This window comes from Lysobacter sp. Root983 (genome assembly GCF_001429345.1).
Classification (GTDB): domain Bacteria; phylum Pseudomonadota; class Gammaproteobacteria; order Xanthomonadales; family Xanthomonadaceae; genus Lysobacter.
Map to the genome: position 1 here is coordinate 243,586 of NZ_LMJO01000012.1, position 25,618 is coordinate 269,203.

A 25,618-nucleotide genomic window follows, 5' to 3' on the forward strand; every position below is an offset into this window, starting at 1 on the left:
CGATGGATGACATTCAATAATCCCGCTATTCCGATAATAGCGGCGGCGCTAGTGTGATCCCACACCCGCCACAGGAACAAGCCCATGCCGCACATCGCCCTGCTGATTTCCGGACAGCCCGACGCCGCGCTCACGCGTGCGGTCGCGGCCGCGATCGCCGACCTCACCGTCGAGGTGCTGGGCAAGCCGCGCGAGCTGATCGCGCTGACCCTGCAGTACCTCGATCCCGCGCAGTGGATCATCGACGGCCATCCGCTCAGCGACTCCGGCCGCAACGCGTTCCAGCTGGATATCAGCATCACCGACGAGACCAACACCAAGGCCGAGAAGGCGCGTTACCTGGCTCAGGTGTATGCGCGCATGGAGGAACTGATCGGCAACCTGCACCCGACTTCCTACATCCACGTGATCGACGCCCGCGCCGCCGCCTACGGCTACGGCGGCCTGACCCAGGAGCGGCGTTACCAGCTGGCCGCGCGTTAGCCGGTCTCGCCCGCGATCTGCGCCAGCAGCCAGTCGCGCAGCGCCGCGACCTCGGCGCTGGGCGGCCCGTTGTCGGCGTAGACCAGGTTGTGGCGATAGCCTTCCAGCGTGGGCCCGAACGGCTGCACCAACAGGCCGCTGGCCAGGTCGTCGGCGACCAGGGACAGACTCAGCAGGGCCACGCCCTGACCGGCGATCGCGGCCTGGATGGCGTGGCTGTCGTCGGTGAAGCGCAGGCCGGCGTCGACCGCGACGCCTTGCAGGCCCGCGCGTTCGCACCAGCCGCGCCAACTCGGCGTGCGCGCGGCGGGATGCCGCCATTCCACATGCAGCAAGGGCAGGGCGCGCAGGTCCTGCGGCGCGTGCAGCCCCAGGCGCGGGCTGCACACCGGTGCGAAACGGTCCTCGATCAGCGGCAGGCAGACCAGGCCGGGGTAGGGGCCTTGGCCGTAGCGGATCGCCGCGTCGGCGACGCCGGCCAGCAGGTCGACCGGATCGTCGGACGCGTGCAGGCGCAGATCGAATTCCGGGTAGGCGGCGCGGAACGCCGCCACGCGCGGCACCAGCCACTTGGCGGTGAACGACACCGTCGCCGACAGGGTGATCGCGCGACGGGCGCGGCGCGCGGCGATCGCCGCGATCGCGGCCGCGAAGGCGTCGAAGCCTTCGCGCAGCACCGGGTACAGGCGCAGGGCATCGGCGGTCAGCGCGACCTGGCGGGTGCGGCGTTCGAACAGGCGCACGCCCAGGTATTCCTCGAGCAGGCGGATCTGATGGCTGATCGCGGTCGGGGTGACCGCGAGCTCGTCGGCGGCGCGCTTGAAGCTGGCCAGGCGCGCGGCGGCCTCGAATGCGCGCAGGGCGCCCAGCGGGGGCAGGCGACGGGGGTTCATGGATGCGAAAAATTCATCTGATGCCTGAGGAATCGGAGTTTGTCGTCCTGCAATAGTGCGCGTCAAATGGGCGCCAAAGCCGGGAATCGCGATGCTTATTGATGAGGATCGCTCATGCATTCCGGCGCCACTCCGAGACTGCCACCATGACCCGATTGCTCCACCTCGATGCCAGTGCCCGTCCCCACGGTTCCGACACCCACGCCCACGGTTCGCACACGCGCCGCCTCAGCGCGCGCTTCGTGCGGCGCTGGCAGGCGCTGCGGCCGCAGGATCCGGTGGTCTATCGCGATGTCGGCCAGTCGCCGCCGGCGCCGGTCAGCGGGGCCTGGATCCATGCCGCGTTCACCCCAGCCGCCCAGCGCGAGCCGTGGATGCGCGAGACCCTGGCCGAGAGCGACGCCCTGGTCGATGAGCTGATCGCCGCCGACGTGATCGCGGTCGGCCTGCCCATGTACAACTTCAACGTCCCGGCCCAGTTCAAGGCCTACATCGACAACGTGGTGCGGGTCGGCCGCACCTTCGGCTTCGACCGCAGCCGCGGCGCCGAGCCCTACTGGCCGCTGTTGGCCGAAGCCGGCAAGACCCTGGTGCTGCTGGGCTCGCGCGGCGACTACGGCTACGACGGCGAACGCCTGGGCCATCTCAACCACGGCGAAGCCAGCGTGCGCACCGCGTTCGGCTATCTGGGCATCGTCGACGCGCACGGCGTGGCGATCGAGTACGACGAGTTCGCCGACGCGCGTCTGGCCGCATCGATCGCCGACGCGGAAGCGCGCGTGGATGCGCTGGTCGAGGACTTGGTGGCGGCCCGCAGCCTGCGCGACGCGGCCTGAGCCGGGCCCGCGCGCAGGGCGCTTTGATTTTCCGCGCGCGCCACCTAATGTGGGCGGCCCACGCCGCCGCCCGCGGCCGATCGAACCTCGCGCGACCTTGAGAACCGTTTCCGCCACCCGCTATGTCACGCCGCTGCGCGAAGGCGGTTCGCTGCCGGCCGTGGTCGAGGGCGACGACGACGGCCTGTACGTGCTCAAGTTCCGCGGCGCCGGCCAGGGCCGCAAGGCCTTGATCGCCGAGTTGATCGGCGGCGAGCTCGCGCGCGCGCTCGGTCTGCCGATGCCGGAGATCGTGCTGGCCGAGCTCGACCCAGAACTGGCGCGCACCGAGCCCGATCCCGAGATCCAGCACCTGATCCGCGAAAGCGCCGGCCTCAACCTGGCGCTCGACTACCTGCCCGGCGCGGTCAATTACGACCCGCTGGTGGACCAGCCCGATGCGGCGTTGGCCTCGCGCGTGGTCTGGTTCGACGCCTACCTGAGCAATGTCGACCGCACCGCCCGCAACACCAATCTGCTGATCTGGCATCGCCGCCTGCATCTGATCGACCACGGCGCCGCGCTGTATTTCCACCATGACTGGGACAGCGCGCAACGCGCCAGCGCGGGTACGTTCGCGCAGGTGCAGGACCACGTGCTGCTGCCGCTGGCGCGCGAGTTGCGTGCCGCCGACGCCGAGCTCGCGCCGCAGCTCACGCCGGCGCTGATCGAGCGCGTCGTCGGCCTGCTGCCCGATGCCTGGTTGGGCGACGAACCCGGCTTCGCCGATGCCGACGCCCTGCGTCGCGGCTATGCCGACTATCTCCAACGCCGGGTCGCCGAGCGCGCCGGTTTCGTCGAGGAGGCCGTGCGTGCCCAATCGCGCTACCTATGACTACGCCGTGGTGCGGGTGGTGCCGCGCGTGGAGCGCGGCGAGTTCGTCAATGCCGGCGTGCTGGTGTCGTGCCCGGGCGCCAGCCTGCTCCAGGCCGGGATCGAGCTGGACGAAGCGCGCGTGCTGGCGCTGGACCCGAACCTGGATCTGGAATCGCTGCGCGCGCACCTGGCCGCGATCGAACGCATTTGCCGCGGCGGTCCGGGCTCCGGGCCGATCGGCGAACTGCCGGCGCGCGCGCGCTTCCACTGGCTGACCGCGCGGCGCAGTTCCATCATCCAGATGTCGCCCGTGCACACCGGGCGTTGCCTGCAACCCGAGGGCATCCTCGATCATCTGCTCGCGCGCATGGTGCGTCCGATCGCGCCGCAGGCGCGCTGACGCGCGTCGCGTCGCTCAGGCGCGGGTCGCGTCGCCTTGGCCGCCCAGCACCAGGGTAGTGCGGGTGCCGCGACCGACGTCGGACTCGAAGCTCAGGGTCCAGCCCAGGTGTTCGCACAGGCGCGAGATCAGGTCCAGGCCGATGCCGCCGCCGTCGCGGTCGCCGCCGCCGCGCGCGATGCGCGCATAGATCGCGCTGATTTCTTCCGGGCTCATGCCGTGGCCGGGGTCGTCGATGATCACCGTGGCCGGCGCCTGCAGCCGGATCAGGATTTCGCCGCGGTCGCTGTGTTCGATCGCGTTGCGCAGCAGGTTGCCGATCGCGGCCTGCACGATGGGCAGCGGCGCGACGATCTCGCAGGCCGGCAACGGCGCCAGGGTCAGGCGCAGGTGCTTGTCGCGGGTGAGCTGGCGATGGTCGTCGACGATCTCCGGCAGCAACTGGTCCAGGGCGACGCGGTCGCTGGCGCGGGCCAGGCGCGCGGGATCCTTGGCCAGGGCCAGCAGCAGCGAGATTAGCCGCTCCACGTCCTGCGAGGTGCGGCGGATGCGGCCTAGCTGATGGCGTACGGGCGCGGGCAGGTCGGGCTGATCCAGGGCCAGCTCGGTGGCGCCCACGATCACCGCGATCGGGGTGCGCAGCTCGTGGCTGGCGCTGTCGATGAAGGCGCGTTCGCGTTCGACGAAGCGTTCGTTGCGCTGCAGGTAGTCGTTGAGCGAGTCGGCGATCACCACCAGCTCGGCGCTGGCCGCGTGCGGCACGTCGATGCGTTGGCCGGACTGATCGGGGCGCAGGCGCGCGATGCGCTCGGCCAAGGTGCTCAAGGGCTGCATCAGCCGATCCACGCCCAGCGCGATCAGCAGCGACAGCATCACCAGGGTCGTGATCGCCGCGCCGGCGATGGTCAGCGTCATGTCGAACTCGCGCGCCTCCAGGTCGCTGATGTCCAGCGACAGCACGACCCGGCGGCCGTCGATATCGCGCACCAGCGCAACGTGCTCCACGCCGCCGACCAGCACCTCGTCGTGCACCCCGGGCGGCAGCCCGCGCAATTCGACCGGCACCCGCGCGGATTCGCGACTGTCGTAGAGCTTGATGCTGGCGGTGTCGGTCCAGTGGTAGTTCGGGTCGACGCGGCTGCGTTCGCCGAAATGGTCGAGCTCGGATTCCAGCAGGGTCTGCCAGACCAGGCGCTCGACATGCTCGTTGACGATGATGCCCTGCGCGACCACCGCCACCGTCAGCAGCGCGGTGAAGGCGAGCAGGCCCAGCAGGATGCGCCGGCGCAGGCTGCTTCGCTTATCCGCCATGGGCGCCCTCGATCATGTCCGCGGCGGCGACTTCGGCCAGGCGGTAGCCGACCCGCGGCAGGGTCTGGATCAGCTTGTTCGGGTAGGGCCCGTCGACGCTGCGACGCAGTTCGTAGATATGCGAGCGCAGCATGTCGCCGTCGGGCGGGCTATCGCCCCACAGCGCGTGCTCCAGGCGTTCGCGCGTGACCGCGGCCGGACTGGATTGCATCAGCACCTCCAGCAGCTTGCGGCAGGCCGGATACAGGTGCAGGGCGCGGCCGCCGCGGCTGACCTCCAGTGTGGTCAGGTCGTAACGCAGGTCGGCGATCTGCAGCACGCGGCTGCGCCCGCGTCCGCTGGCGCGCGCGATCAGCGCCTCCAGGCGCACTTCCAGCTCCGGCAGCGCGAACGGCTTGGTCAGGTAGTCGTCGGCGCCGGCGCGGAAGCCGGCGATCTTGTCGGGCAGTTCGTCGCGTGCGGTCAGCATCAGCACCGGCACTTCGTTGCCGGCGTCGCGCAAGGCACGCAGCACGCCATGGCCGTCCAGGCGCGGCAGCATCCAGTCCAGCACGATCGCGTCGTAGCGCTGGGTCACGGCCAGATGCAGGCCGGTGGCGCCGTCGGGCGCGGCGTCCAGGGTGTAGCCGCGCGCCTCGAAGTATTCGAACAGGTTCGCCACCAGGCTCCGGTTGTCTTCCACCACCAACACACGCATACGTCCGGATTCTCCCTGCCCGCCAGTCGCCAGGCGCGCCCGACTGACCAGTATTCGCGCCGCCACGTCGGAACGACGTAGGAACGGCGGAAACGATACTCCTACGCCCGCGCGCCCGGCGCGGCGCCCGCGGTCAGCCGGCGTTTAGCTGCGGGCCGCCGCGGAGTCGGCTTTTAACGAAGCCCGAATTCGGCTCCTACCGCTCTCCGACACGCGCGTTCCGATCATCGCCGCAGCTTCCACTTCGTGCCGGCTCGGACCGGCCGCATTCGATGAAATCTCCCGCGGCACCCAAGCACAGCATGCACAGCGGCCCGTCCTGGCCGGCCCACCATCCCGGCCTGGACCGCATCGCGGGCGCCGCCGCGCGCGACGAGTCCTTCTATTTCAGCCACTTCTGGCTGCCCCTATTGGCCTTCGCGATCCTCGCCGTCGGCCTGATGCTGCTGCACGGCGACGTCTGGCTGGCGGACCGCCTGTACGCCTGGCAGGGCCATCGCTGGGCGCTGAAGAACGCGTTCGCCACCCAGACCCTGATCCATATCGGCGGTCGCGACCTCAGCACCGCGGCCTGGCTGGCGGTCGTCGTGGCCTGGCTGGTGGCGCGCTTGCGCACGGATCTGGCGCCGCTGCGCAAGCCGCTGGCGTATCTGGTGCTGTCGACCCTGTTGGCGACGGCGGTGGTGGCCTGGATCAAGTCCTGGACGAACATGGATTGCCCCTGGGACCTGCTGCGCTACGGTGGCGACCGGCCCTACATCGGCCTGCTCGGGCTGCGCCCGATCGGCCTGTCGCGCGGGGTCTGCTTTCCGGCCGGCCATGCCAGCGGCGGCTACGCCTGGATGGCGCTGTACTTCTTCTTCCTGGCGGTGCGTCCGCGGCTGCGTTGGCTGGGCCTGGCGATCGGCGTGGGCACGGGCTTGCTGTTCGGCGTTTCCCAGCAGCTGCGCGGCGCGCACTTCCTTTCGCACGATCTGTGGACCGTGACGATCTGCTGGATGAGCGCGCTGGGCATGTACCGCCTGTTCTGGGGACGGGCCGGAGCGCGCGAGCGCGCCGACGTCGCGGCCTTCGATTACGCCGCGGACATCGCCGCCGGCTCGCCCGCCGCCCGCCGGCAGGACCTCGCATGAGCGCGATCGCGCGGCCGCAGGTCGCCCAGCCCGATCGCACCAGCGCGCTGCTGACCTATCGCCCGCAGCTGAGCCTGGAAACGCTGGCGCTGATCGCCAGCCTGTTCTTCACCGTGTTCTGCAACGGCTCTTTCTTCACCGCCGTGGCCCAGACCGGCGTGTTGCATGGGCCCGGCGGCTGGCTGACCGCCTTGAGTCTGTTCGCGATGGTCGCGGCGCTGAACATGCTGCTGCTGTGCCTGGTACTGTACCGGCCGATCGCCAAGCCGGTGCTGATCGTGCTGCTGCTGACCACCGCGATGGCGGTGCGCTACATGAGCCAGTACACGGTGTACCTGGACACCGACATGATCCGCAACATCCTGCACACCGACACCAAGGAGTCGAGCGAGCTGATCTCCTGGCGGTTGCTGCCGTCGCTGCTCCTGTACGGCGTGCTGCCGTCCCTGATGGTCTGGCGCGTGCGCCTGAAGCCGCGCTCGTTCAAGCGCGCGGCGCTGATCCGCGTCGCCTGCGTGGTCGGCGCGCTCGCGATCGCCTGCGGCGCGGCGCTGCTGTCGTTCCAGAACCTGTCGTCGTTGATGCGCAACCACCGCGAGGTGCGGCACCTGATCACGCCGGGCAATTATGTGATGTCGCTGGCGCGGGTCGCGTTCGAGGACCGCAGCGGCGGCAACCGCGCGCGCGAACCGGTCGGCCAGGACGCCAAGCTCGTGGGCCGGCCCGTCGGCGCGAAGCCGCGTCTGCTGGTGATCGTGGTCGGCGAGACCGTGCGCGCGCAGAACTGGGGCTTGAACGGTTACGCGCGCCAGACCACGCCCGAACTGGCCAAGATCGGCCCGATCAATTTCCCCGACGTCACCGCCTGCGGGTCGGCCACCGAGGTCTCGGTGCCGTGCATGTTCTCGCCCTGGGGGCGCGGCCATTACGACAAGGACCGGATCAAGCATTCGCAGTCCCTGCTGCACGTGCTCGAATACGCCGGCCTGAAGACCCTGTGGCGCGACAACCAGACCGGTTGCAAGGGCGTCTGCGACGGTCTGGCCTTCGAGTCCTTCGAACACGGTACGCAAACGCCGTACTGCAATGCCGAAGGCTGCATGGACGAAGTCATGCTGCAGGGCCTGGACGCCGAGTTGGCCAAGCGCCCAGGCGATGCGGTGGTGGTGCTGCATCAGTTGGGCAACCACGGCCCGGCCTACTACAAGCGCTATCCGCAGCGGCTGAAGAAATTCACGCCGGTGTGCGAGACCTCGGACCTGGGCCAGTGCAGCCTGGCCGAGATCGTCAACGCCTACGACAACGCGGTGCTGGGCACCGACGATTTCCTGGCCCGCACCATCCGCCAGCTGTCCGAGATGAGCGGGCGCGACACCGCGATGATCTATGTGTCCGATCACGGCGAATCGCTGGGCGAGAACGGCCTGTTCCTGCATGGCGTGCCTTACGCGATCGCGCCGAAGACCCAACTGCACGTGCCGATGGTGATGTGGCTGTCGCCGGGCTTCGCCGCCAGCCGCGGCATCGACACCGCCTGCCTGCGTCGCGAGGCCGGGCAACCGGCCAGCCACGACAACCTGTTCCATTCGGTGCTGGGCCTGATGCAGGTGCGCAGCTCGGTCTACGACCCCAAGCTGGATCTGTTCGGGCGTTGCGGGCGACCCGCCTGAGCCGCTGCGCGTTCGTCGCGACGGGCGCAGAATCGGGACGAGACCGCTCGCCGCGAGGCCGCGCATGAACACCTTACCGACCTGGTTCTTGTGGGCCTTGGGCTCGGCGGCATTCGCCGCGCTGACCGCGATCTTCGCCAAGCTCGGTTTGCGCGGCGTGGATTCGGACTACGCCACCCTCATCCGCACCTGGGTGATCGTGCTGGCGCTGACGATGTTCGTCGTCTATGCCGGCAAGTGGAGCGATCCCAGCCAGCTGTCGGCCAAGACCTGGACCTTTCTGATCCTGTCGGGCCTGGCCACCGGCGCTTCCTGGCTGTGCTATTTCCGCGCCTTGCAGATCGGTCAGGCCTCGCAGGTCGCGCCGGTGGACAAGCTCAGCCTGCTGCTGGTCGCGGTATTCGCGGTCGTGTTCCTGGGCGAGCGGCCGAGTCCGCGCGAGTGGCTGGGCATCGCGATGGTCGGCGCGGGCGTGTTGGTGCTGGGCTGGCGGCGCTAGCGCAGCAGCGCGCCCAGCATCGCGCCGATCAGGCCCAGCGCCGGCATCGTCGCGCTCCAGCGCAGCGCGTGTCCGCCCAGGCCGCCGCGCATGCCGCGCCGGCGCGAATGCGGTCCGCGCCTAGCCATGCGCGTGCGCCCGCTCGGCCAGGGCGCGGATATCGCGCGCTTCCAGCACCGCTTTCGGCGCGCCGTGGCGCGCGGCCTCCAGCATGGCCAGGCCGATGCTCTCGGTGCTGAGGATCTGGTTCGGCAGCAGCGCGCGCAGCGGCGACAGCAGCGGCCGGGTCAGGGCGTAGAACCAGCGGTAGGCCGGCGTGCTCGAACGCGCGCCGTGCAGCGGCTGAATCACGCCGGGCCGGAACAGATACACCGCCTGAAACGGCAGGCGCCGCAGCGCGTTCTCGGTGCGTCCCTTGACCCGCGCCCACATGCTGCGGCCGCGCTCGCTGCTGTCGGTGCCGGCACCGGAGACGTAGACGAAGCGCATGTCCGGATTCAGGCGCGCCAGGGTTTGCGCGGCCGCCAGGGTGAGCTCGTAGGTGATGCGGCTGTAGTCGGCCTCGTTCATGCCGCCGGCGGACACGCCCAGGCAGAAGTAGCAGGCGTCGTAGCCGTGCAGGCGGTCTTCGATCGCGCGGTAGTCGTACAGATTCGCGTGCACGATTTCCTGCAGTTTCGGATCGCGCCGGCCGCTGGCGCTGCGCCCGACCGTAGTCACCCGGCTCACGTCGTCGGCGAGCAGGCATTCGCGCAGCACGCCCTGGCCGACCATGCCGGTGGCGCCGAAGATCAACACGTTCATGACGGCGCCCTCAGGCTTGCGGCAGCGACGGGATCGCCGGCGCGCCATGATCGATGGACACGCTCAACTCGCGCCAGCGTTGCGCCTGCGCCGTGCGCGCGGTTTCGGCGGCGTCGACGAAGTGCAGCGCATCGCTGCCCAGCAGCAGGTGCAGCGGCGGATCCTCCATGCGCGCGACCGTGAGCACCGCCAGCGCGACCTTGGCCGGATCGCCGTTCTCGTTGCCCAGGTACTGGCTCAGCAGCTCGGCCAAGGCGCCGACCGAGGGCCGGTAGTCGGGCCAGATCTCGGGCAGGTTGCGGCCGGCGATCTCGCCCCAGCCGGTGCGCATGCCGCCGGGTTCGAGCACGCTGATGCGCACGCCGAAGGGCGCGACTTCCTGGCTCAAGGCCTCGCTGAAGCCGCCGACCGCCCACTTCGCGGCCTGGTAGGCGCTGAGGCCGGGCGCGCCGATGCGGCCGCCGACCGAGGAGATCTGCAGGATGCGGCCGCCGCGCTGCGAACGCATCACCGGCAGGGCGGCGCGGGTCAGGTTGACCACGCCGTAGAAGTTGGTGTCGATCTGGGCGCGGAACGCGGCTTCGTCGGTTTGTTCGAACGGCGCCAGCTCGCCGTAGCCGGCATTGTTGACCAGCACGTCGAGGCGGCCGTAGACGTCGATCGCCGTCTGCACCGCCGCGCGCGCGGCGATCGCATCGGTGACGTCCAGCGCGACCGCGCGCACTTGCCCAGGGTAGCGCGCGACCAGGTCGGCGAGGGTGTCGGGATCGCGTGCGGTGGCGACCACGCGTTCGCCGGCGGCAAGCGCGGCTTCGACGATCTGACGGCCGAGGCCGCGGGAACTACCGGTGACTAACCAGACTTGGGAGGACATGGGCGGGGACCTGGGCGGTGAGGTGGATGGGCTGTTTGTGAGTGCTTAATCACTCATTAAATCGAGCAAGCGAACACGGCGTCGCCGCCGCGTTTCAGTGGGTGATCGCGTTCCAGAACGCTTCGAAACCGGAGTCGGTGTAGCGCTGGGCGCGCTCGGGCTCGCGTCCCACGAATTCCATCGTGGTGTCGGCCAAAGCCGCCATGATCGAAGCCACGAACTGCTGCGGCAGATCGCGCAGCGCGCCGGCGGCGATGCTCTCGTCGAGCAGGGCGCCGAACTCGGCGAACATGCGCATGCCCTCGGCGCGGCTCTCGGCGGTCACGCGCTCGCTCACGCCCAATTGGGCGATGGTCTTGCGCTTGGCCGGATGGCGCACGCCCCAGGCCACGTAGCCGGTGAAGATGTGGCGCGCGCGTTCCTTCAGCGCGGCGTCGCGCGGATAGGTCGACAGCATCGCCTCGTGCATCTCGGTCTTGATCTCCAGATAGAGCTGATTGAACAGCTCGTCCTTGGTGCTGAAGTACGTGAACAAGGTGCCCTCGGCCACGCCCGCGCGCTGGGCGATCTTCGCCGTCGGCGCGCTCGCGCCCAGCTCGGCGATCACCTGGATCGCGGCGGCGAGGATGGCGTTGCGCTTGTCTTCGCTTTTGGGGCGGGCCATGGTCGGGCAGTAATTGAGTGCGTACTCAATCATATTTGGGTTTTGGCGGTCGGCGCAAGCCTGTGTCGACGAGCGGTTCTGGGCGGAACTTGACGAAATGGAAAAAATAGCTTTCCAATATAGAAAATAACCACGGTCCGCGTGGTTGTAACCGCCACCGGAGCCGCAGCGCGCATGCCTCAACCGTCCCGCCGCCTGCAGCTCGCGATCGAACCACTGCCGCTGCGCACGCCGCTGCGCATCGCCGGTCACGCCTTCGCGGCGATGCCGGCCCTGGTCGCGCAGTTGCAGCAGGACGGCTGTCGCGGCCGCGGCGAGGCCAGCGGCGTCTATTACTTCGGCGACGACCCGCCCACGATGCAGGCGAGTGTGCTTGCGCAACGCGAGGCGATCGAGTCCGGCATCGATCGCGAGGCCTTGCGCGCACTGCTGCCGCCGGGCGGCGCGCGCAACGCGATCGATTGCGCGCTGTGGGAACTGGAGGCGCAGTTGAGCGGCCGGCCGGTGTGGGCGCTGGCCGGCATCGACGCGCCGCAGCCGCTGACCACGATGTTCACCCTGGGCGCGGACGACCCCGCCACCGTGGCCGCCGGTGCGCGCGCGTATGCGCAAGCGCGGGTGCTGAAACTCAAGTTGGACGGCGACGCCGATGCCGATTGCGCGCGCGTGCGCGCCGCCCGCGCGGCCCGACCCGATGCGACCTTGGCGGTGGATGCCAATCAGGGCTATCGCCTGGACAGCATCGCGCCGCTGATCGCGGTGTTGCATGAGCAAGGCGTGCGTTTGCTCGAGCAGCCGTTCGCGCGCGGCAGCGACGCCGACTTGGACGCGCTGGACAGCGGCCTGGAACTGATCGCCGACGAAAGCGTGCAGGGCCTGGACGACATCGAGGCGTTGGTCGGCCGCTATCGCGTGGTCAACATCAAGCTGGACAAATGCGGCGGCCTCACCGAAGCCCTGCTGATGGTCGAGCGCGCGCGCGCGCTGGGCCTGAAGACCATGGTCGGCAACATGCTCGGCAGCAGTTGGGCGGCGGCGCCCGCGTTCGTGCTCGCGCAGCGCTGCGACTACGTCGATCTCGACGGCCCCAGCTTCATCGCCCAGGACCGCGCCGAGGCGGTGTTCTACCGCGACGGGCGCATCCATTGCCCGGCGTCCGTCTGGGGCGACGGCGTCGCGTCCCGCCTATCCCCGATCTCCACGGAGTCCATCGCATGAGCGACGATCTGTCCCCGCGCCTGAGCCGGCGCGCGCTGCTGCTGGCGTCGGCCGGCGCCGCCCTGGCCCTGAATTTGCGCGGCGCCGCCGCTGCGAAGCGGCCGCGTCGCGCCGATCCCGGGCGTTACTCGGCGCGCGCCCGTGCCGTCGTCGAACGCGCGCTGGTGATCGACATGCTGGCGCCGCTGCGCCTGGACCTGCGGCCCGACGTCTATACGCGCACGCTCAGCGAAGCCGAGATCGCCGATTTCCGCGCCAGCGGCATCGACGTGTTCCACAACGCCTGGGGCCTGGAGGGCGCCGATGCGCGCGAGCGCGTGGCCGAGTACCTGGCGGGCTGGCACGGATTCCTGGCCCGCCACAGCGACCTGTTCCTGCTGGTCGACCGCGCCGTCGACCTGGACCGCGCCAAGCGCGACGGCAAGATCGCGGTGATCGCCGGCGTGCAGAACGCCGAGCAGTTCCGCAGCAAGGACGACGTCAAGTTCTTCCACGGCCTGGGCCTGCGCTGTGCCCAGCTGACCTACAACTCCCAGACCCTGATCGGTTCGGGCAGCACCGAGCGCGAGGACGGCGGCCTCAGCGATTACGGCGTGGCGATCGTGCAGGAGATGGAGCGCGTCGGCGTACTGGTCGACGTGTCGCACTGCGGCGCGCGCACCACCCTGGATGCGATCGAGCTGGCCAAGGGGCCGATCGCGATCACCCATTCCAATTGCCGCGCGCTCAACGACCATCCGCGTCTGAAGACCGACGAGGCGATCCGCAAGCTCGCGGCCAAAGGCGGCGTGATGGGCATCACCGGCGTGCGCATGTTCGTCGGCGCCAAGGAGCCGACCACCATCGACGGCATCGTCGATCACATCGACCACGTCGCCAAGTTGGTAGGCATCGAGCATGTGGGCATCGGCTCCGACGCCGACCTGTACGGCTACGACGCCATGCCGGCCGACCAGCTCAAGGCACTGCGCGCGGCTTACAAGGCCAGCTACGGCTTCCGCGAGCGCATCGATATCGAGGGCTTCGACCGCCCGACCAAGATCTACGAGCTGACCGAAGCGCTGATCAAGCGCGGCTACGCCGACGCCGACATCGAAGCCGTGCTCGGCGGCAATTTCCGTCGCTTGCTCGGCCAGGTCTGGCGTTGAGCGATCGATCCGCAACATCCGTGTTTCATCCGCAGTCGCATTCCATTCCCGGGGGGGAACTCATGCACAACCAAGATCGCCGTCGTCTCGACCCCAATGCCCTGGGCTGGTGCATCGCCCTGGCCTTATCCGCGGCGCCGGGCATCGCCCTGGCGCAGGACGCCGCCGCCGAACCGGACCAGCGCAAACCCTCGGCGACCTTGGAAACCGTCACCGTCACCGCGCAGAAGCGCGTCGAGGACGAGCGCAAGGTGCCGGCGGCGATCAGCGTGGTGGGCGAGCAGCAACTGGAGAGCCAGCACGTCACCCAGCTGTCCGACCTCAACGGCTACCTGCCGGCGATGACTATCGACGACGGCGGCACGCCCGGGCAGACCAGCGTGTCGTTGCGCGGCATTCCTACCTTGGGCCCGAGCGCGGTGGTCGCGGCCTACATCGACGATACCCCGCTGGGCTCCAGCGGCAACCTCGCGCGTTCGGGCGCCTTCCTGCTCGATCTGCTGCCCTACGACATCGAGCGCGTGGAAGTGCTGCGCGGCCCGCAAGGCACGCTGTACGGCGCCAGCGCGATGGGCGGCTTGCTCAAGTACGTGCTCAAGGATCCCGATCTGGACGCCCACGAGGGCCGTGCCGGCGTGGGCGTGTCCAACGTCAAGGGCGCCGACGGCACCGGCTGGAACGCGCGGGCCAGCGTCAATGCGCCGTTGATTCCCGGCAAGCTCGCCTTGCGCGCGTCGTTCGCCAACGAATTCACCCCCGGCTGGGTCGATAACCACTTCAGCGGTCGCCAGGGCATCAACGACACGCACCAACGCAGCGGGTTGGCGTCTGTGCTGTGGCAGCCCAACGACGATGTGCGTTTGAAGGTGACCGCGCTGCATCAGCGCATCGATGCCGACGACAACAGTCTGGTCACGCTCGATGCCCTGACCCTGCAGCCCAGCTTCGGCCGCGATGCCACCGGCAAGCCGGTGCGCGAGCGTTTCGAGAAGCAGGTGGATTATCTCGCCGCCACGCTCAACTGGGATCTGCAATGGGCGGACTTCGTGTCGGCCACCAGCTACTCCAAAACCGATTTGCTCCAGGTCAACGATCTGAGCAAGACCTACGGCCCGGTCATTCCGGCAATTCTTGGCGAGCCCGAGGGACGGTCGGTCTTCCCGCTGACGCTGGGGCTGAAGAAATGGACCCAGGAATTCCGCCTGGCGTCCAAGTCCGAGGGGCCGGTGGAGTGGCTGTTGGGCGCGTTCTATACCCACGAGCGTTCCACCAATCATCAAAGCGCGAGCTCCGAATCCCTGGCCGGCGTACCAACCGCCTTGGACCCGTTGCTGGTCGCCGACCTGCCGTCGAGCTATCGCGAGCACGCACTGTTCGGCAATCTGACCTACAAGTTCAGCGAGCGCTTCGACGTCACCGCCGGCCTGCGCTATGCGAGCAACGATCAGAGCTTCAAGCAAATCATCAGCGCCGGCAGCCTGGCCGACGTCGGGGTCACGCCGGGCGCCTCGTCCGAGGAGGTCGTCACCTACTTGCTTGGTTCGCGCTGGCATCTGAGCGACGACGACATGCTGTACCTGCGCGTAGCCAGCGGCTATCGGCCGGGTGGGCCCAATATCGCCTTGCCGGGCGTTCCGCCGACTGTGGACGCCGACAGCCTAGTGAACTACGAACTGGGTTGGAAATCCCTGTTGCTGGATGGGCGTGCGTCGATCGATCTGGCCGCGTATCGGATCGACTGGGAGGACATGCAGCTCTCGGCGTCGACGCCTAATGGGCTGAGCTATTTCGCCAACGCCGGAAGCGCGCGCAGTGAGGGCATTGAGCTGACGTCTGCGTTCAAGCTTACTCCCAACTTGCTGGTCGGCTTCAACGCGTCCTATACCGATGCGAAGCTCCGCGACCAGGCCGATTCACTGGGCGGTGCGGCCGGGGACCGATTGCCCGGCATTCCCAAATGGACGATGGCCGCGACCGCCGACTACAACTTCGCATTGCCCGCGGGCATGTCCGGCCACGTCGGCGGCAGCTACCACTGGCTCGGCGAGCGCAAGAGCAACGTCGACAGCAATCCGCAGGCGGTGAGCCTGGCCAGCAGCGGCCAACTCAATCTCAACGCCGATGTGTCCAAGGGCCGCTGGACCCTGCGCCTGTACGTGCGCAACCTGACCGACAACCGCGACTACAGCGCGATATCGCCGGTCTTCAACGGTATCACCGGCGACCTGCGCGAATGGCAGGCCGTCCGCCTGCAACCGCGCACCGTGGGCCTGGAATTCGATGTCTGGTTCTGAGCCCGCCCGCACCGGTGCCGCGCGTCGCCGCGCGGCACGCTCCCGTGGAATGTCTCGCAACGGAATGCCCGCATGTCGCTAGCTAACGCCTGTTCGAACGATGCCCTGCCGATGCTGGATCTGCCGCAGCCCTATCTGCTGTTTCTCGGCGATACCGCCGCGCCGGCGTACGCCAAGACCGCGTTCGGCCTGCGCGATTGGGCCAGCGAGCGCTGTCTGGGCGAGTACGCCTTGCCCGGCGGCGTCAGCCTGGGCATGAGCGCGCTCACGCCGGCGCAGGCGCGCGCGGCCGGTGCGCGCGCGATGGTGATCGGCGTGGCCAATGTCGGCGGCGTGATCCCCGCGCACTGGTTACCGGCGTTGCTGGAGGCGCTGGCGCAGGGCTTGGACCTGGTCGCCGGCATGCACGCGCGCCTGGCCGATATCCCGGCCTTGCGCGAACAGGCCTCGCGGCATGGGCGGCGCCTGATCGACGTGCGCGAGCCGCCACGGGGCCTGCCGGTGGCCAGCGGCCGCAAGCGCGGCGGCCAGCGCCTGCTCACCGTCGGCACCGACTGCGCGCTGGGCAAGAAGTACACCGCGCTGAGCCTGGCGCGGGCGATGCGCGCGCTGGGCGTCGACGCCGATTTCCGCGCCAGCGGCCAGACCGGCATCCTGATCGCCGGACGCGGCCTGCCGATGGATGCGGTGGTGTCGGACTTCGCCGCCGGCGCCGCCGAGTGGCTCAGTCCCGACGCCGATCCCGCGCATTGGGACGTGATCGAAGGACAGGGCTCGCTGTCGCATCCGGCCTATGCGGGCGTGGCGTTGGCCTTGCTGCACGGCAGCCAGCCCGACGCGATCGTGGTTTGCCACGAGCCGGGGCGGCGCGAGGTGCTCGGCTACCCGGGCTATGCGCTGCCGTCGATCGAGGAGACCATCGAACTCAATCTGTTGCTGGGCCGACGCACCAATCCGGCGATCCGCTGCGCCGGCATCAGCCTCAACACCGCGCATCTGGACGATGCCGCCGCGCAGGCGCTGATCGCCAGCGAGAGCCTGCGGCTGGGTCTGCCGGTGGCCGATCCGATCCGCGGCGGCCCCGCCTTGCAGGCGCTGGTGCATTCCTGCCTCGCACGTTCGGGCTAGGCCGGCGATGACCGACACCGCGCGTGCGTCGTGGTTCCAGCGCTATCTGCTGCCCGGCTTCGCTTTCAAGGCGGTGGTCATAGGCGGCGGCTACGCTACCGGGCGCGAGTTGGCGGAGTTCTTCCTGCCCGGCGGCCCCTGGGGCGGCATCGCCGGCATGCTGTTGGCGATGGCATTGTGGAGCGCGATCTGCATGGCGACGTTCGCGTTCGCCTATGCCGCGCGCACCTACGACTACCGCAGTTTCTTCCGCGCCTTGCTGGGGCCGTTCTGGGGCCTGTTCGAACTCGCCTATCTGGCGCTGCTGATCGTGTTGTTGGCGGTGTTCGGCGCCGCCGCCGGGGCCATCGGCCAGGCCATGTTCGGGTGGCCGCCGCTGCTGGGCACCCTCGGCCTGATGCTGGCCATCGCCGCGGTGGTCAGCTTCGGCAACGACGCCGTGGAGCGCTTGTTCAAGTGGGTGTCGTTCTTCCTCTACGGCATCTACGCGCTGTTTCTGCTGCTCGCGTTATCGCGCTTCGGCGATCGCATCGCGGCCAATTTCGCCAGCGCCCCGGCCGCCGAGGACTGGGCGCTGAACGGTCTGACCTACGCCGGCTACAACATCATCGGCGCGGTGGTGATCCTGCCGATCGTGCGCCACTTCCGTAGCCGTCGCGAAGCGGCGGTGGCGGGGTTGATCGCCGGGCCGTTGGCGATGCTGCCGGCGATCGCGTTCTTCGTCTGCATGATCGCCTACTACCCGCAGATCGCCGACGAAGCGCTGCCTTCCGATTTCCTGCTGCAACGATTGCGCTGGCCGCTGTTTCACAGCCTGTTCCAGCTGATGATCTTGTCCGCTCTGCTGGAGAGCGGCGCGGGCGCCGTTCACGCCATCAACGAACGCGTCGCCACCGCCTGGCATGCGCGTCGCGGTAGCGATCTGTCGCGCGGCGGACGCGGTTTGATCGCGACGGCCTTGTTGGCCGGTTCGATCTTCCTGGCCGACCACGTGGGCCTGGTGGCGCTGATCGCACAAGGCTATCGCGGCCTGTCCTACGTGCTGCTGGCGGTGTACGTGCTGCCGCTGCTGAGCTGGGGGCTGTGGCTGTTGCTGTACGGACGTTTGCGGCCAATCCCAAAACCTTATCCATCGATCGATACCGGAGAACAAGCATGAGGTTCCCGCGCTGCACCCATCTGCTCGCCACCGCCGCGCTGGTCGTCGGCATCGGCATTGCCCATGCCGATCCCGCGCCAACGCCGGCGCCGCCAACGGCGTCCGCCGAGGTCGCGCCCGCGCGCCTGGACGCGCAGGACGTCGCCGCCTATGTCGACGGCGTCGTCGATGCCTACCGCCGTCGCTACGGCATCGCCGGCGTCACCGTGGCGGTGGTCGATGCGCAGGGCCCGCTGCTGTTGAAGGGCTATGGCCTGGCCGGGCAGAACCCGGCGCGGCCGGTCACCGCCGAGGCCAGCCTGTTCCGGATCGGCTCGGTGTCCAAGACCTTCACCTATCTGGAAGCGCTGAAGCTGATCGAGGCCGGCAAGCTCAAGCTGGACGCGCCGGTTAACGACTATCTGCCCGACGAGCTCAAGCTGCCCGACGACGGCTACCGCCCGGTGCTGGTGCGCCACCTGCTCACCCACACCGCCGGCTACGAGGACTCCGCGTTCGGCCACCTGTTCGCCAAGGAGCCCAAGGCCGCGCTCAGCCTGCACGACTACGTGCTGCGCCATCGCCCGCAGCGCGTGCGCGAGGCCGGCCAGCACGCGGTCTATTCCAACTACAGCGTGACCCTGCTGGGTCTGGTGCTGTCGCGCGTGGCCGGGGTGCCGTTCGAGAGCCTGATCGAGCGCGACCTGTTCCAGCCCATGGGCATGCACCGCACCACCTTCCGCGAGCCGCTGGGCGCGCAGGATCCGCGCAACGCCGGGCCGGCCTTCAAGGGCCTGTGGTCCGACGGCCACCTGCGCAGCCAGGGCGGCTACAAGACCGAGGGCTTCGAGTACATCGCCCAGGTCGGCCCGGCCGGCGCGGTGTCCAGCGATGCCGCCGACATGGCGCGCTACCTGCGCATGCTGCTCAACCGCGGCGAACTCGACGGCCAGCGCATCGTGCCGGCGGCGGCTTTCGCCAAGCTGGAGGGCGCGCCGCTGTTCCGCACCGCGCCGGATGCGACCGGCTTCGCCTACGGCTATTTCCGTCGCCAGTACGGACAGGTGCACAGCCTGGAGCACGGCGGCGCCACCCTGTACTTCCACTCCAATATGGTCGCGGTGCCGGAGCTGGGTTTCGGCGTGTTCGTGTCCACCAACACCGACACCGGCGTGCGCCTGGCCGCGGAGCTGCCCGCGCTGCTGCTGCAGCGCTACTTCGAACGCGCGCGGCCCGGGCCCTTGCCGGCACTGTCCAAGGACGCGGCCAAGCTGGCCCAGCCCTACGCGGGCAAGTACCAGGGCGAGCGCCGCAACTACCGCGCGTTCGAAAAGCTGTTGACCGCGTCCAATGCCGAGGTCGGCGTCACCGACGAGGGCTATCTGACCCTGAGCGCGGGCGGCGAGACTTCGCGCTGGGTGCTGGAGAAGCCGGACGTGTTCCGCGCGGTCGACGGCCCCGGCCGGCTCGCGTTCCTGCGCGAGGGCGGGGCGGTGGTCGGCTTCGTCTCGCCCTACGGCCACGACGTGCTCGACCGGGTCGGCGCCTTCAACGATCCCAATCTGTTGTACGTGGCGCTGGGCTTGGCGGTGCTGGCCGCGTTGGGCGTGCTGACCGGCGCCTGGCTGCGGCGCAAGCGTCCGGCCGCCGATCGCAAGGCGGCCGGGCAGGGCAGCGCGCGCCTGCTGGCCTGGACCGCCGTGGCCTGGCTGCTGTTCGCGGTGCTGTTCGGCGTGGCCTTCGCCCAGATCGCTGCGGCCGGCAACGACGCCGTCTTCAGCTATCCCGCGCCGCTGCTGCGCTTGGCCCTGTGGTCGGCGCTGCTGCCGCTGGCGCTGAGCCTGCTCAGCCTGATGCGGCTGTGGTCGGCCTGGCGCGCGCCGGACTTCGGCTTCTGGCGCAAGCTCCGCCACAGCCTGGCCCTGCTGGTGTTCCTGGCGGCGGCCTGGGGCCTGTGGTTCTGGAACGTCCTGCCGTGGAAGGTCTGAGCAAAGGGCGCGCCGGTCCCTAGGGGCTGGCCGCCTGCCGAGGGCCAGGGTCTGGGGCCGCCGAGAGCGGCCCCACCTGCTTTGCCGGTGGCGCAACCGGCAACACGCCGAGTCTCGCCTGACGATTTGACCGGATTCCCCGAAGGCCGTCGTTAGGCTTATTGAGTCGCCGTCTCGGGTGGTTGGGCGTGACCGATCTAACAGGCCTCGCCGTGGGCGGATCGCCATCGTCTCCTCTGTCCCGCGTGCGACGAAGGGGGCATCGGGCTCATGTTGGCGACAGTACAGGTCGCGCTCGCGCGTGAAAGAATGCGCTTCGATCCTGTGCACGGACCGATCGAGCGTCAGGCCGCGTGTTCGCCGGATGCAGTCGCCGCGCTCTGCGGCGAACAATCGCTGCGCTACGCCGAACTCAACGCCCGCGCCAATAGCCTGGCCCGGCACCTGCGCGCGTTGGGCGTCCGGGAGGAGGTCTGCGTCGGCGTTCTGATGGAGCGCTCGCTGGATCTGCCCGTGGCGCTGTTGGCGGTCCTGAAGGCGGGGGGCGCGTTCGTACCGCTGGATCCCAACTACCCGGCGGACCGGCTGGCGTTCATGCTCGCCGACACCGCCGCGCCCGTGGTCCTGACCCAGTCGTGGCTGCGCGAGCGACTGCCTGCGAATAGCCATGGCGTCGAATGCGTATGCGTGGATACGGCCTGGGATGCGCTGTCGCAGTGGGCGGCGAGCGATCTGGACATCGAGATAGCGGAAGAACAACTCGCCTACGTTATCTATACCTCCGGCTCGACCGGGCCGCCCAAGGGCGTGGAGTTGCTGCACCGGGGACTGGCCAGTCATGCGGCATGGTTGCGCGAGGTCGTCGCCATCGTTCCCGACGACCGCATCCTGCAGTGCAATTCGATCAGTTTCGATGCCACGCTGGTGGAATTCTTCGCGCCCCTGCAAAGCGGCGCCGCGCTGGTGCTGGCCCATCCCTCGCGGCAATTGGACATGCCCTACCTAGCCGCCTTGATCGCGGGGCGGCAAGTGAGCTTGTTGAACTGCGTGCCCTCGCTTCTGCGCGGCCTGCTCGGCGAGCCCTCGCTGGCCCCGGCCAGCTTGCGTTACGTGGCCTGCGGCGGCGACGCGCTGACCGCGGAACTGGCGCGCCGGTTGCGCGAGATCGCGCCCGGCGCGCGGCTGGGCAACTTTTACGGGCCGACCGAGACCACCATCGACGCGACCCACTACGAAGTCCCCGCCGAGCTGGCGGGCGATGCGGCGGTGCCGATCGGCCGACCGATCGACCGCGTCTGGTGCGAAGTGCTGGACGCGCAGCAACGGCAGGTGCCGCCGGGAGCGGTCGGCGAATTGCACGTGGGCGGCGCGGGCGTGGCGCGCGGCTACCGCAACCAGCCGCGGCTGACGGCCGAGCGCTTCATCGAGCATCCCTCGCGTCCCGGCGCGCGCATGTTCCGCACCGGCGACCGGGTGCGCCAGCGCGCGGACGGCAACTTCGACTTCATCGGCCGCACCGACACGCAGGTGAAGGTGCGCGGCTATCGGATCGAACTGGGAGAGGTGGAGTCGGCCTTGGCCGCGATCGACGGGGTCGTGGACTGCGCGGTGGTGCTGCGCGAGGATGCGCGCGGCGAGCCGCGGCTGGTGGCCTATGCCTCGGGCGCGGATCTGAAGGCCGACGCGCTGCGTGTGGCGCTGCGGCTGCGCTTGCCCGGGCACATGCTGCCCTCCGCCTTCGTGCTGCTTGCGCGGCTGCCGATGCTGGCCAGCGGCAAGATCGATCGCGCGCGGCTGCCGGCGCCGTCGCGCGCGTCCCTCGCCCAGCAGGCCTTCGATGCGCCGCGCGGCGAGCTCGAGCAGGAGGTCGCCGGCCTCTGGCGGTCGCTGCTGGGTCTGGAGCAGGTCGGCCGCGACGACCACTTCTTCGAACTCGGCGGCCATTCGCTGCTACTGGTCGCGATGCTGCACCGGCTGCGCCAACACGGGTGGACGGTGGACGCGCACATGGTGTTCGCCCATCCCACGCTCGCGGGCCTGTGCGCCGCGATGACCGCCACGCGGCCACCCGCCGTCGTCGCGCTGCCCGTGTCGCACGTGCCGGAAGACGCGATCGTCATCACCCCGGAGATGTTTCCCTTGCTCGATCTCGATGCGCGGGAACTGGCGCGGATCGCGGCCGAGGTGCCGGGCGGGGCGGGCAACATCCAGAACATCTATCCGCTGCTGCCGCTGCAGGAGGGGATGCTGTTCCATCACCGTTTGCAGCAGCAGGGCGATGCCTATCTGTCGCGACGCTTGCTCGGCTTCGATTCGAGAGCGCGCGCGCAGCGGTTCCTGGCCGCGCTGCAACAGGTCATCGATCGCCACGATGCGTTCCGCACGGCGATACTCTGGCGCGGCCTGTCGCGACCGGTGCAGGTGGTATTGCGGCGCGCGCAGCTGCCGGTGCTCAAGCTGCGCGGTCGGCGCGATGGCCGCGCGCGCCTGCTGGCGTGCACCGATCCGCTGATGCGACGCATGGCCCTGGACCAGGCGCCGCTGTTCTCCGCGGTGATGCTGGGCGATGCGAAGGGCGAGGGCTGCACGCTCGCCTTGCTGTCGCACCACATCATCAACGACAACGTGTCCGAGGATGTGCTGTGGGACGAAGTCGCGGCGATCCTGGCGGGCGCGCCGGAGCGCCTGTCCGGGCCGGTGCCGTCGTTCCGCACTTTCGTCGGCCAGACCTTGTCGCGCGACCAGGCCGGCGCGAAAGCCTATTTCGAACGCGAGCTCGGCGACCTGTGTGAACCCACGACCCCGTTCGGCCTGGTCGATGTCCGCAACGATGGCCACCAGGCGACGGAAAGCCGGATCCGGCTGGACCCGGCGATGTGCGCGCGGTTGTCCGCGTCGGCGCGCGCGGCGGGCGTCAGTGCGGCCGTGCTGTTCCATGTGGCCTGGGCGATGGTGCTCGCGCGCTGCGACGGCCGCGACGACGTCGTGTTCGGCACCGTGCTTTCCGGCCGCCTCGCCACCGGCGACGAGACCAACGGATGCGTGGGCCTGTTGATGAATACCTTGCCGCTGCGGGTCAGACTGACGCAGGGCAGCGTGCGCCGGACCGTCGCGGCGGTGCATGCGCAGTTGGCGGAGTTGCTGGAACACGAACACGCCTCGCTGGTGCTGGCGCGATCGTGCAGCGCCGTGCCGGCGCCTGCGCCGCTGTTCAACTCCCTGCTCAACTACCGCCATGGCGACGCGGGGCATTTCCACGCCGGTAGCGGCGCCGCTCGCGATCCGCGCCTGTCCGGCATCACCCTGCTGTCCGACGAGGAACGCACCAACTATCCGATCTCGCTGACGGTCGACCAGTGCGGCGACGGCTTCGTCCTCACCGCCCAATGCATCGCCGGCGCCGATCCGGCGCGCATCGCCGCCTATGCGTCCACCGCGATCGCCGCCTTGGTGTCGGCCTTGGAAGCCGGCGGCGACGACGACATCGCCACCCTCGACGTGCTGCCAGGCGAGGAATATCGGCGGCTCGTAATCGACGGCAATGCGACCGCTCGCCCGCTGGGGCAGGACGGTCGGGTCGTGGACCAACTGGCCGCGCGCATGGCCCATCGCCCCGATGCGCCGGCACTGCGCTACGGCGACGAACGCTTGAGCTATCGCGAGCTCTGCGCGCGGGTGCACCGCGCCGCGCATCGGTTGCGCGCGCGCGGCGTGGCGCGCGGCTCGCGGGTCGGCGTCTGCCTGCCGCGCGGCACCGGGATGGTGGTGACGCTGCTGGCGATCCTGCGGGCGGGCGCCGCCTATGTGCCGCTCGACCCCGAGTATCCGTGGTCGCGTCTGGCCTATATGGCCGGCGACGCGGGCCTGGATCTGATGGTGGGCGCCGCGGAACGATGGCAGGCGATCCTGCCCCCGGAGCGCGGGCTGGATCTGGCCGACTTGATCGCCGAGTCGGACGACGGGGCCGACATCGAATGGAGCGCGGACCCGCAGCGCGACGCGCGCGCGCAAGACCCCGCCTACGTGATCTACACCTCCGGTTCGACCGGAACGCCCAAGGGCGTGGTGGTGCCGCATCGCGCGCTGGAGAACTTTCTCGCCAGCATGGCGTCGGCGCCTGGGCTGAGCGCGTCCAACCGCCTGATGGCGGTCACCACCCTGAGTTTCGACATCGCCGCGCTGGAGTTGCTGCTGCCCTTGTGCGTCGGCGCGGAGGTGGTCATCGCCAGCCGCGAGATCGCATCCGACGGCGTCGCCCTGCGCGCCCTGTTGGAATCCAGCCAGGCCACCGTGATGCAGGCCACGCCGGCGACCTGGCGGATGCTGATCGAGGCCGGCTGGCAGGGCGACGCCCGCTTCAAGATTCTGGTCGGCGGCGAAGCCCTGGCCGACGATCTGTCGCTGGCCTTGCTCGCGCGCGGCGCGGAAACCTGGAACCTGTATGGCCCGACCGAGACCACGGTGTGGTCGACCTGCTGGCAGGTCAGGCCCGAGCGCGCCATGTCGATCGGCGGTCCCATCGCCAATACCAGCATTCACGTGCTCGATGCCCATCTGCGTCCGTGCCCGCTCGACGTGGCGGGCGAGATCTACATCGGCGGCGCCGGGCTCAGCCTGGGTTATCACGACCGCCCCGAGCTGACCGCGCAACGATTCGTGGACGATCCCTTCGACAGCCGGGTCGGCGCGCGCCTGTATCGAACCGGCGACCGCGGGCGCTGGTGCGCCGACGGCCTGCTCGAGCATCTGGGTCGGCTGGACTTCCAGGTCAAGCTGCGTGGGCATCGCATCGAGCCCGGAGAGATCGAAGCCCGGCTGCTCAGCCATCCGCAGGTGGCGCATGCGGTCGTGGTGGTGCGCAAGGACGCCGTGGACGATCCGCGGCTGGTGGCCTATGTGGTCCCGACGGCGGACGCGCCGGACGCGAACGCGCTGCGTGCGCATCTGCGCGAGGCGCTGCCCGAGTACATGCTGCCCAGCCACATCCAGTGCCTGTCGAGCCTGCCCTTGGCGCCCAACGGCAAGCTCGACCGCGCCGCCCTGCCGGCGCCCGAAGCCGCGCAGGCCGGTTCCGGTTTCGAGCCGCCGCGCGGCGAGATCGAACAGACGATCGCCGCCATCTGGCAGGCGCTGATCGGCGTGGAGCGGGTCGGCCGCCACGACAACTTCTTCGAGCTGGGCGGCCATTCCCTGTTGGCGATGCGGGCGGTCGCACGGATCGAAGCCGCGACCGGCGCCAGGATCACCATGCTCCAGCTCGCGACCGGTAGCCTGCATGTGCTGGCCAAGCAGGTGGCGGCGAATGCGCGGCCGCCCACGAAGCGCGCGCTGAGCGGCCTGTGGGAACACGGTTGGCGGCGGCTGCGCACGGCGCTGTCGCGCATCGCTCGCGCGGGCTGGGGGGGCGGCCGATCTTGAGGCCGCTGCGTTTTCGGGGAGGCGCTGGGCGAACGCGGCGCGCGGCCAAGCGCCTTGCGGCGGGCGCGCTGGCGGTGGCCTGAGCCTGCGGCTCTGAAACCGTGGCGCCGAAGCGGCGCCGGCCCCCTGCCGAAGGTCAGGGCTTGGGGCCGCCTAGTGCGGCCCC

21 protein-coding genes are annotated in these 25,618 nt (G+C 69.6%); 14 read left to right on the forward strand and 7 right to left on the reverse strand.

The features are described from left to right. Positions 1–84 precede the first annotated feature (84 nt). Positions 85–483 carry a tautomerase family protein gene (locus tag ASE43_RS08460; RefSeq protein WP_056177901.1) on the forward strand — a complete coding sequence of 133 codons (399 nt, stop codon included), beginning with the start codon at positions 85–87 and terminating at the stop codon, positions 481–483. Here ASE43_RS08460 and gcvA read toward each other — a convergent pair. Next, the gene (gene gcvA / locus ASE43_RS08465; protein WP_057160153.1) at positions 480–1,376 is read right to left on the reverse strand and encodes a transcriptional regulator GcvA; all 897 of its coding nucleotides are present in this window, start codon (positions 1,374–1,376) and stop codon (positions 480–482) included. The two genes, ASE43_RS08460 and gcvA, sit on opposite strands and share 4 nt — an antisense overlap. Positions 1,377–1,522: 146 nt before the next feature. Between gcvA and ASE43_RS08470 the strand changes: the two genes are divergently transcribed. The 3 genes from ASE43_RS08470 (at position 1,523) to ASE43_RS08480 (ending at position 3,468) form a co-directional block, all read left to right on the forward strand. Next, on the forward strand, positions 1,523–2,212 hold the full coding sequence (locus ASE43_RS08470; RefSeq protein WP_057160154.1) for an NAD(P)H-dependent oxidoreductase: 690 nt from the start codon (positions 1,523–1,525) through the stop codon (positions 2,210–2,212). Between the two features lie 97 nt (positions 2,213–2,309). Further along, a complete protein-coding gene (locus ASE43_RS08475; RefSeq protein WP_056177908.1) occupies positions 2,310–3,086 on the forward strand; it encodes a HipA family kinase in 777 nt (258 codons plus the stop codon). Next, positions 3,064–3,468 (forward strand): DUF3037 domain-containing protein, encoded by a 405-nt coding sequence (locus tag ASE43_RS08480; protein WP_057160155.1) that lies wholly within the window; start codon positions 3,064–3,066, stop codon positions 3,466–3,468. Before ASE43_RS08475 ends, ASE43_RS08480 begins: the two co-directional genes overlap by 23 nt. A gap of 15 nt (positions 3,469–3,483) precedes the next feature. Here the strand turns inward: ASE43_RS08480 and ASE43_RS08485 are convergent, their stop codons facing one another. Next, positions 3,484–4,779, reverse strand: a complete 1,296-nt coding sequence (locus ASE43_RS08485; RefSeq protein ID WP_056177911.1) for a HAMP domain-containing sensor histidine kinase — start codon at positions 4,777–4,779, stop codon at positions 3,484–3,486. After that, a complete protein-coding gene (locus ASE43_RS08490; RefSeq protein WP_056177913.1) occupies positions 4,769–5,476 on the reverse strand; it encodes a response regulator transcription factor in 708 nt (235 codons plus the stop codon). The genes ASE43_RS08485 and ASE43_RS08490 overlap by 11 nt, the downstream gene beginning before the upstream one ends. 272 nt (positions 5,477–5,748) lie before the next feature. Between ASE43_RS08490 and ASE43_RS08495 the strand changes: the two genes are divergently transcribed. The 3 genes from ASE43_RS08495 to ASE43_RS08505 all read left to right on the forward strand — a co-directional run bounded on the left by ASE43_RS08495 (position 5,749) and on the right by ASE43_RS08505 (position 8,778). Beyond that, positions 5,749–6,609, forward strand: coding sequence for a phosphatase PAP2 family protein (locus ASE43_RS08495; protein ID WP_235568677.1), 861 nt, complete (start codon positions 5,749–5,751; stop codon positions 6,607–6,609). Further along, positions 6,606–8,279 carry a phosphoethanolamine--lipid A transferase gene (locus ASE43_RS08500; RefSeq protein ID WP_057160156.1) on the forward strand — a complete coding sequence of 558 codons (1,674 nt, stop codon included), beginning with the start codon at positions 6,606–6,608 and terminating at the stop codon, positions 8,277–8,279. Before ASE43_RS08495 ends, ASE43_RS08500 begins: the two co-directional genes overlap by 4 nt. Before the next feature lie 64 nt (positions 8,280–8,343). Next, positions 8,344–8,778, forward strand: a complete 435-nt coding sequence (locus ASE43_RS08505; protein ID WP_057160157.1) for an EamA family transporter — start codon at positions 8,344–8,346, stop codon at positions 8,776–8,778. Here ASE43_RS08505 and ASE43_RS22820 read toward each other — a convergent pair. The 4 genes from ASE43_RS22820 to ASE43_RS08520 all read right to left on the reverse strand — a co-directional run bounded on the left by ASE43_RS22820 (position 8,775) and on the right by ASE43_RS08520 (position 11,153). After that, complete coding sequence (locus tag ASE43_RS22820) at positions 8,775–8,906, reverse strand: hypothetical protein (protein WP_255356373.1); 132 nt, start codon at positions 8,904–8,906, stop codon at positions 8,775–8,777. The genes ASE43_RS08505 and ASE43_RS22820 overlap by 4 nt on opposite strands. Then, positions 8,899–9,582, reverse strand: coding sequence for an NAD(P)H-binding protein (locus tag ASE43_RS08510; protein ID WP_057160158.1), 684 nt, complete (start codon positions 9,580–9,582; stop codon positions 8,899–8,901). The genes ASE43_RS22820 and ASE43_RS08510 overlap by 8 nt, the downstream gene beginning before the upstream one ends. Before the next feature lie 10 nt (positions 9,583–9,592). Beyond that, a complete protein-coding gene (locus ASE43_RS08515; protein WP_056177921.1) occupies positions 9,593–10,456 on the reverse strand; it encodes an SDR family NAD(P)-dependent oxidoreductase in 864 nt (287 codons plus the stop codon). A gap of 94 nt (positions 10,457–10,550) precedes the next feature. Continuing rightward, a complete protein-coding gene (locus ASE43_RS08520) occupies positions 10,551–11,153 on the reverse strand; it encodes a TetR/AcrR family transcriptional regulator (protein ID WP_235568678.1) in 603 nt (200 codons plus the stop codon). Positions 11,154–11,294: 141 nt separating this feature from the next. Here ASE43_RS08520 and ASE43_RS08525 point away from each other — a divergent pair, with 141 nt between their 5' ends. From ASE43_RS08525 to ASE43_RS08555, 7 genes are all read left to right on the forward strand, one after another. Beyond that, entirely contained in the window at positions 11,295–12,338 is a 1,044-nt protein-coding gene (locus tag ASE43_RS08525) for a dipeptide epimerase (RefSeq protein ID WP_057160159.1), read from the forward strand. Next, positions 12,335–13,486 (forward strand): membrane dipeptidase, encoded by a 1,152-nt coding sequence (locus ASE43_RS08530; protein WP_057160160.1) that lies wholly within the window; start codon positions 12,335–12,337, stop codon positions 13,484–13,486. The genes ASE43_RS08525 and ASE43_RS08530 overlap by 4 nt, the downstream gene beginning before the upstream one ends. Before the next feature lie 62 nt (positions 13,487–13,548). Continuing rightward, the gene (locus ASE43_RS08535; protein ID WP_057160161.1) at positions 13,549–15,780 is read left to right on the forward strand and encodes a TonB-dependent receptor; all 2,232 of its coding nucleotides are present in this window, start codon (positions 13,549–13,551) and stop codon (positions 15,778–15,780) included. A gap of 72 nt (positions 15,781–15,852) precedes the next feature. Next, positions 15,853–16,908 (forward strand): DUF1611 domain-containing protein, encoded by a 1,056-nt coding sequence (locus ASE43_RS08540; RefSeq protein WP_082607187.1) that lies wholly within the window; start codon positions 15,853–15,855, stop codon positions 16,906–16,908. A 7-nt stretch (positions 16,909–16,915) separates the two neighbouring features. Further along, on the forward strand, positions 16,916–18,067 hold the full coding sequence (locus ASE43_RS08545) for a hypothetical protein (protein ID WP_057160163.1): 1,152 nt from the start codon (positions 16,916–16,918) through the stop codon (positions 18,065–18,067). Beyond that, entirely contained in the window at positions 18,064–20,034 is a 1,971-nt protein-coding gene (locus ASE43_RS08550; protein WP_057160164.1) for a serine hydrolase domain-containing protein, read from the forward strand. Before ASE43_RS08545 ends, ASE43_RS08550 begins: the two co-directional genes overlap by 4 nt. Positions 20,035–20,343: 309 nt before the next feature. Further along, positions 20,344–25,452: a non-ribosomal peptide synthetase gene (locus ASE43_RS08555; protein WP_057160165.1), complete on the forward strand. Its 5,109-nt coding sequence runs from the start codon at positions 20,344–20,346 to the stop codon at positions 25,450–25,452. Positions 25,453–25,618 lie beyond the last annotated feature (166 nt).

Excerpts from the sequence above, each read along its gene's own strand:
- ASE43_RS08460 (WP_056177901.1), top strand. The coding sequence starts at position 85 with ATGCCGCACATCGCCCTGCTGATTTCCGGACAGCCCGACGCCGCGCTC.
- gcvA (WP_057160153.1), bottom strand. The coding sequence starts at position 1,376 with ATGAACCCCCGTCGCCTGCCCCCGCTGGGCGCCCTGCGCGCATTCGAG.
- ASE43_RS08470 (WP_057160154.1), top strand. The coding sequence starts at position 1,523 with ATGACCCGATTGCTCCACCTCGATGCCAGTGCCCGTCCCCACGGTTCC.
- ASE43_RS08485 (WP_056177911.1), bottom strand. The coding sequence starts at position 4,779 with ATGGCGGATAAGCGAAGCAGCCTGCGCCGGCGCATCCTGCTGGGCCTG.
- ASE43_RS08490 (WP_056177913.1), bottom strand. The coding sequence starts at position 5,476 with ATGCGTGTGTTGGTGGTGGAAGACAACCGGAGCCTGGTGGCGAACCTG.
- ASE43_RS08495 (WP_235568677.1), top strand. The coding sequence starts at position 5,749 with ATGAAATCTCCCGCGGCACCCAAGCACAGCATGCACAGCGGCCCGTCC.
- ASE43_RS08500 (WP_057160156.1), top strand. The coding sequence starts at position 6,606 with ATGAGCGCGATCGCGCGGCCGCAGGTCGCCCAGCCCGATCGCACCAGC.
- ASE43_RS08505 (WP_057160157.1), top strand. The coding sequence starts at position 8,344 with ATGAACACCTTACCGACCTGGTTCTTGTGGGCCTTGGGCTCGGCGGCA.
- ASE43_RS22820 (WP_255356373.1), bottom strand. The coding sequence starts at position 8,906 with ATGGCTAGGCGCGGACCGCATTCGCGCCGGCGCGGCATGCGCGGCGGC.
- ASE43_RS08510 (WP_057160158.1), bottom strand. The coding sequence starts at position 9,582 with ATGAACGTGTTGATCTTCGGCGCCACCGGCATGGTCGGCCAGGGCGTG.
- ASE43_RS08515 (WP_056177921.1), bottom strand. The coding sequence starts at position 10,456 with ATGTCCTCCCAAGTCTGGTTAGTCACCGGTAGTTCCCGCGGCCTCGGC.
- ASE43_RS08520 (WP_235568678.1), bottom strand. The coding sequence starts at position 11,153 with ATGATTGAGTACGCACTCAATTACTGCCCGACCATGGCCCGCCCCAAA.
- ASE43_RS08525 (WP_057160159.1), top strand. The coding sequence starts at position 11,295 with ATGCCTCAACCGTCCCGCCGCCTGCAGCTCGCGATCGAACCACTGCCG.
- ASE43_RS08530 (WP_057160160.1), top strand. The coding sequence starts at position 12,335 with ATGAGCGACGATCTGTCCCCGCGCCTGAGCCGGCGCGCGCTGCTGCTG.
- ASE43_RS08535 (WP_057160161.1), top strand. The coding sequence starts at position 13,549 with ATGCACAACCAAGATCGCCGTCGTCTCGACCCCAATGCCCTGGGCTGG.
- ASE43_RS08540 (WP_082607187.1), top strand. The coding sequence starts at position 15,853 with ATGTCGCTAGCTAACGCCTGTTCGAACGATGCCCTGCCGATGCTGGAT.
- ASE43_RS08545 (WP_057160163.1), top strand. The coding sequence starts at position 16,916 with ATGACCGACACCGCGCGTGCGTCGTGGTTCCAGCGCTATCTGCTGCCC.
- ASE43_RS08550 (WP_057160164.1), top strand. The coding sequence starts at position 18,064 with ATGAGGTTCCCGCGCTGCACCCATCTGCTCGCCACCGCCGCGCTGGTC.
- ASE43_RS08555 (WP_057160165.1), top strand. The coding sequence starts at position 20,344 with ATGCGCTTCGATCCTGTGCACGGACCGATCGAGCGTCAGGCCGCGTGT.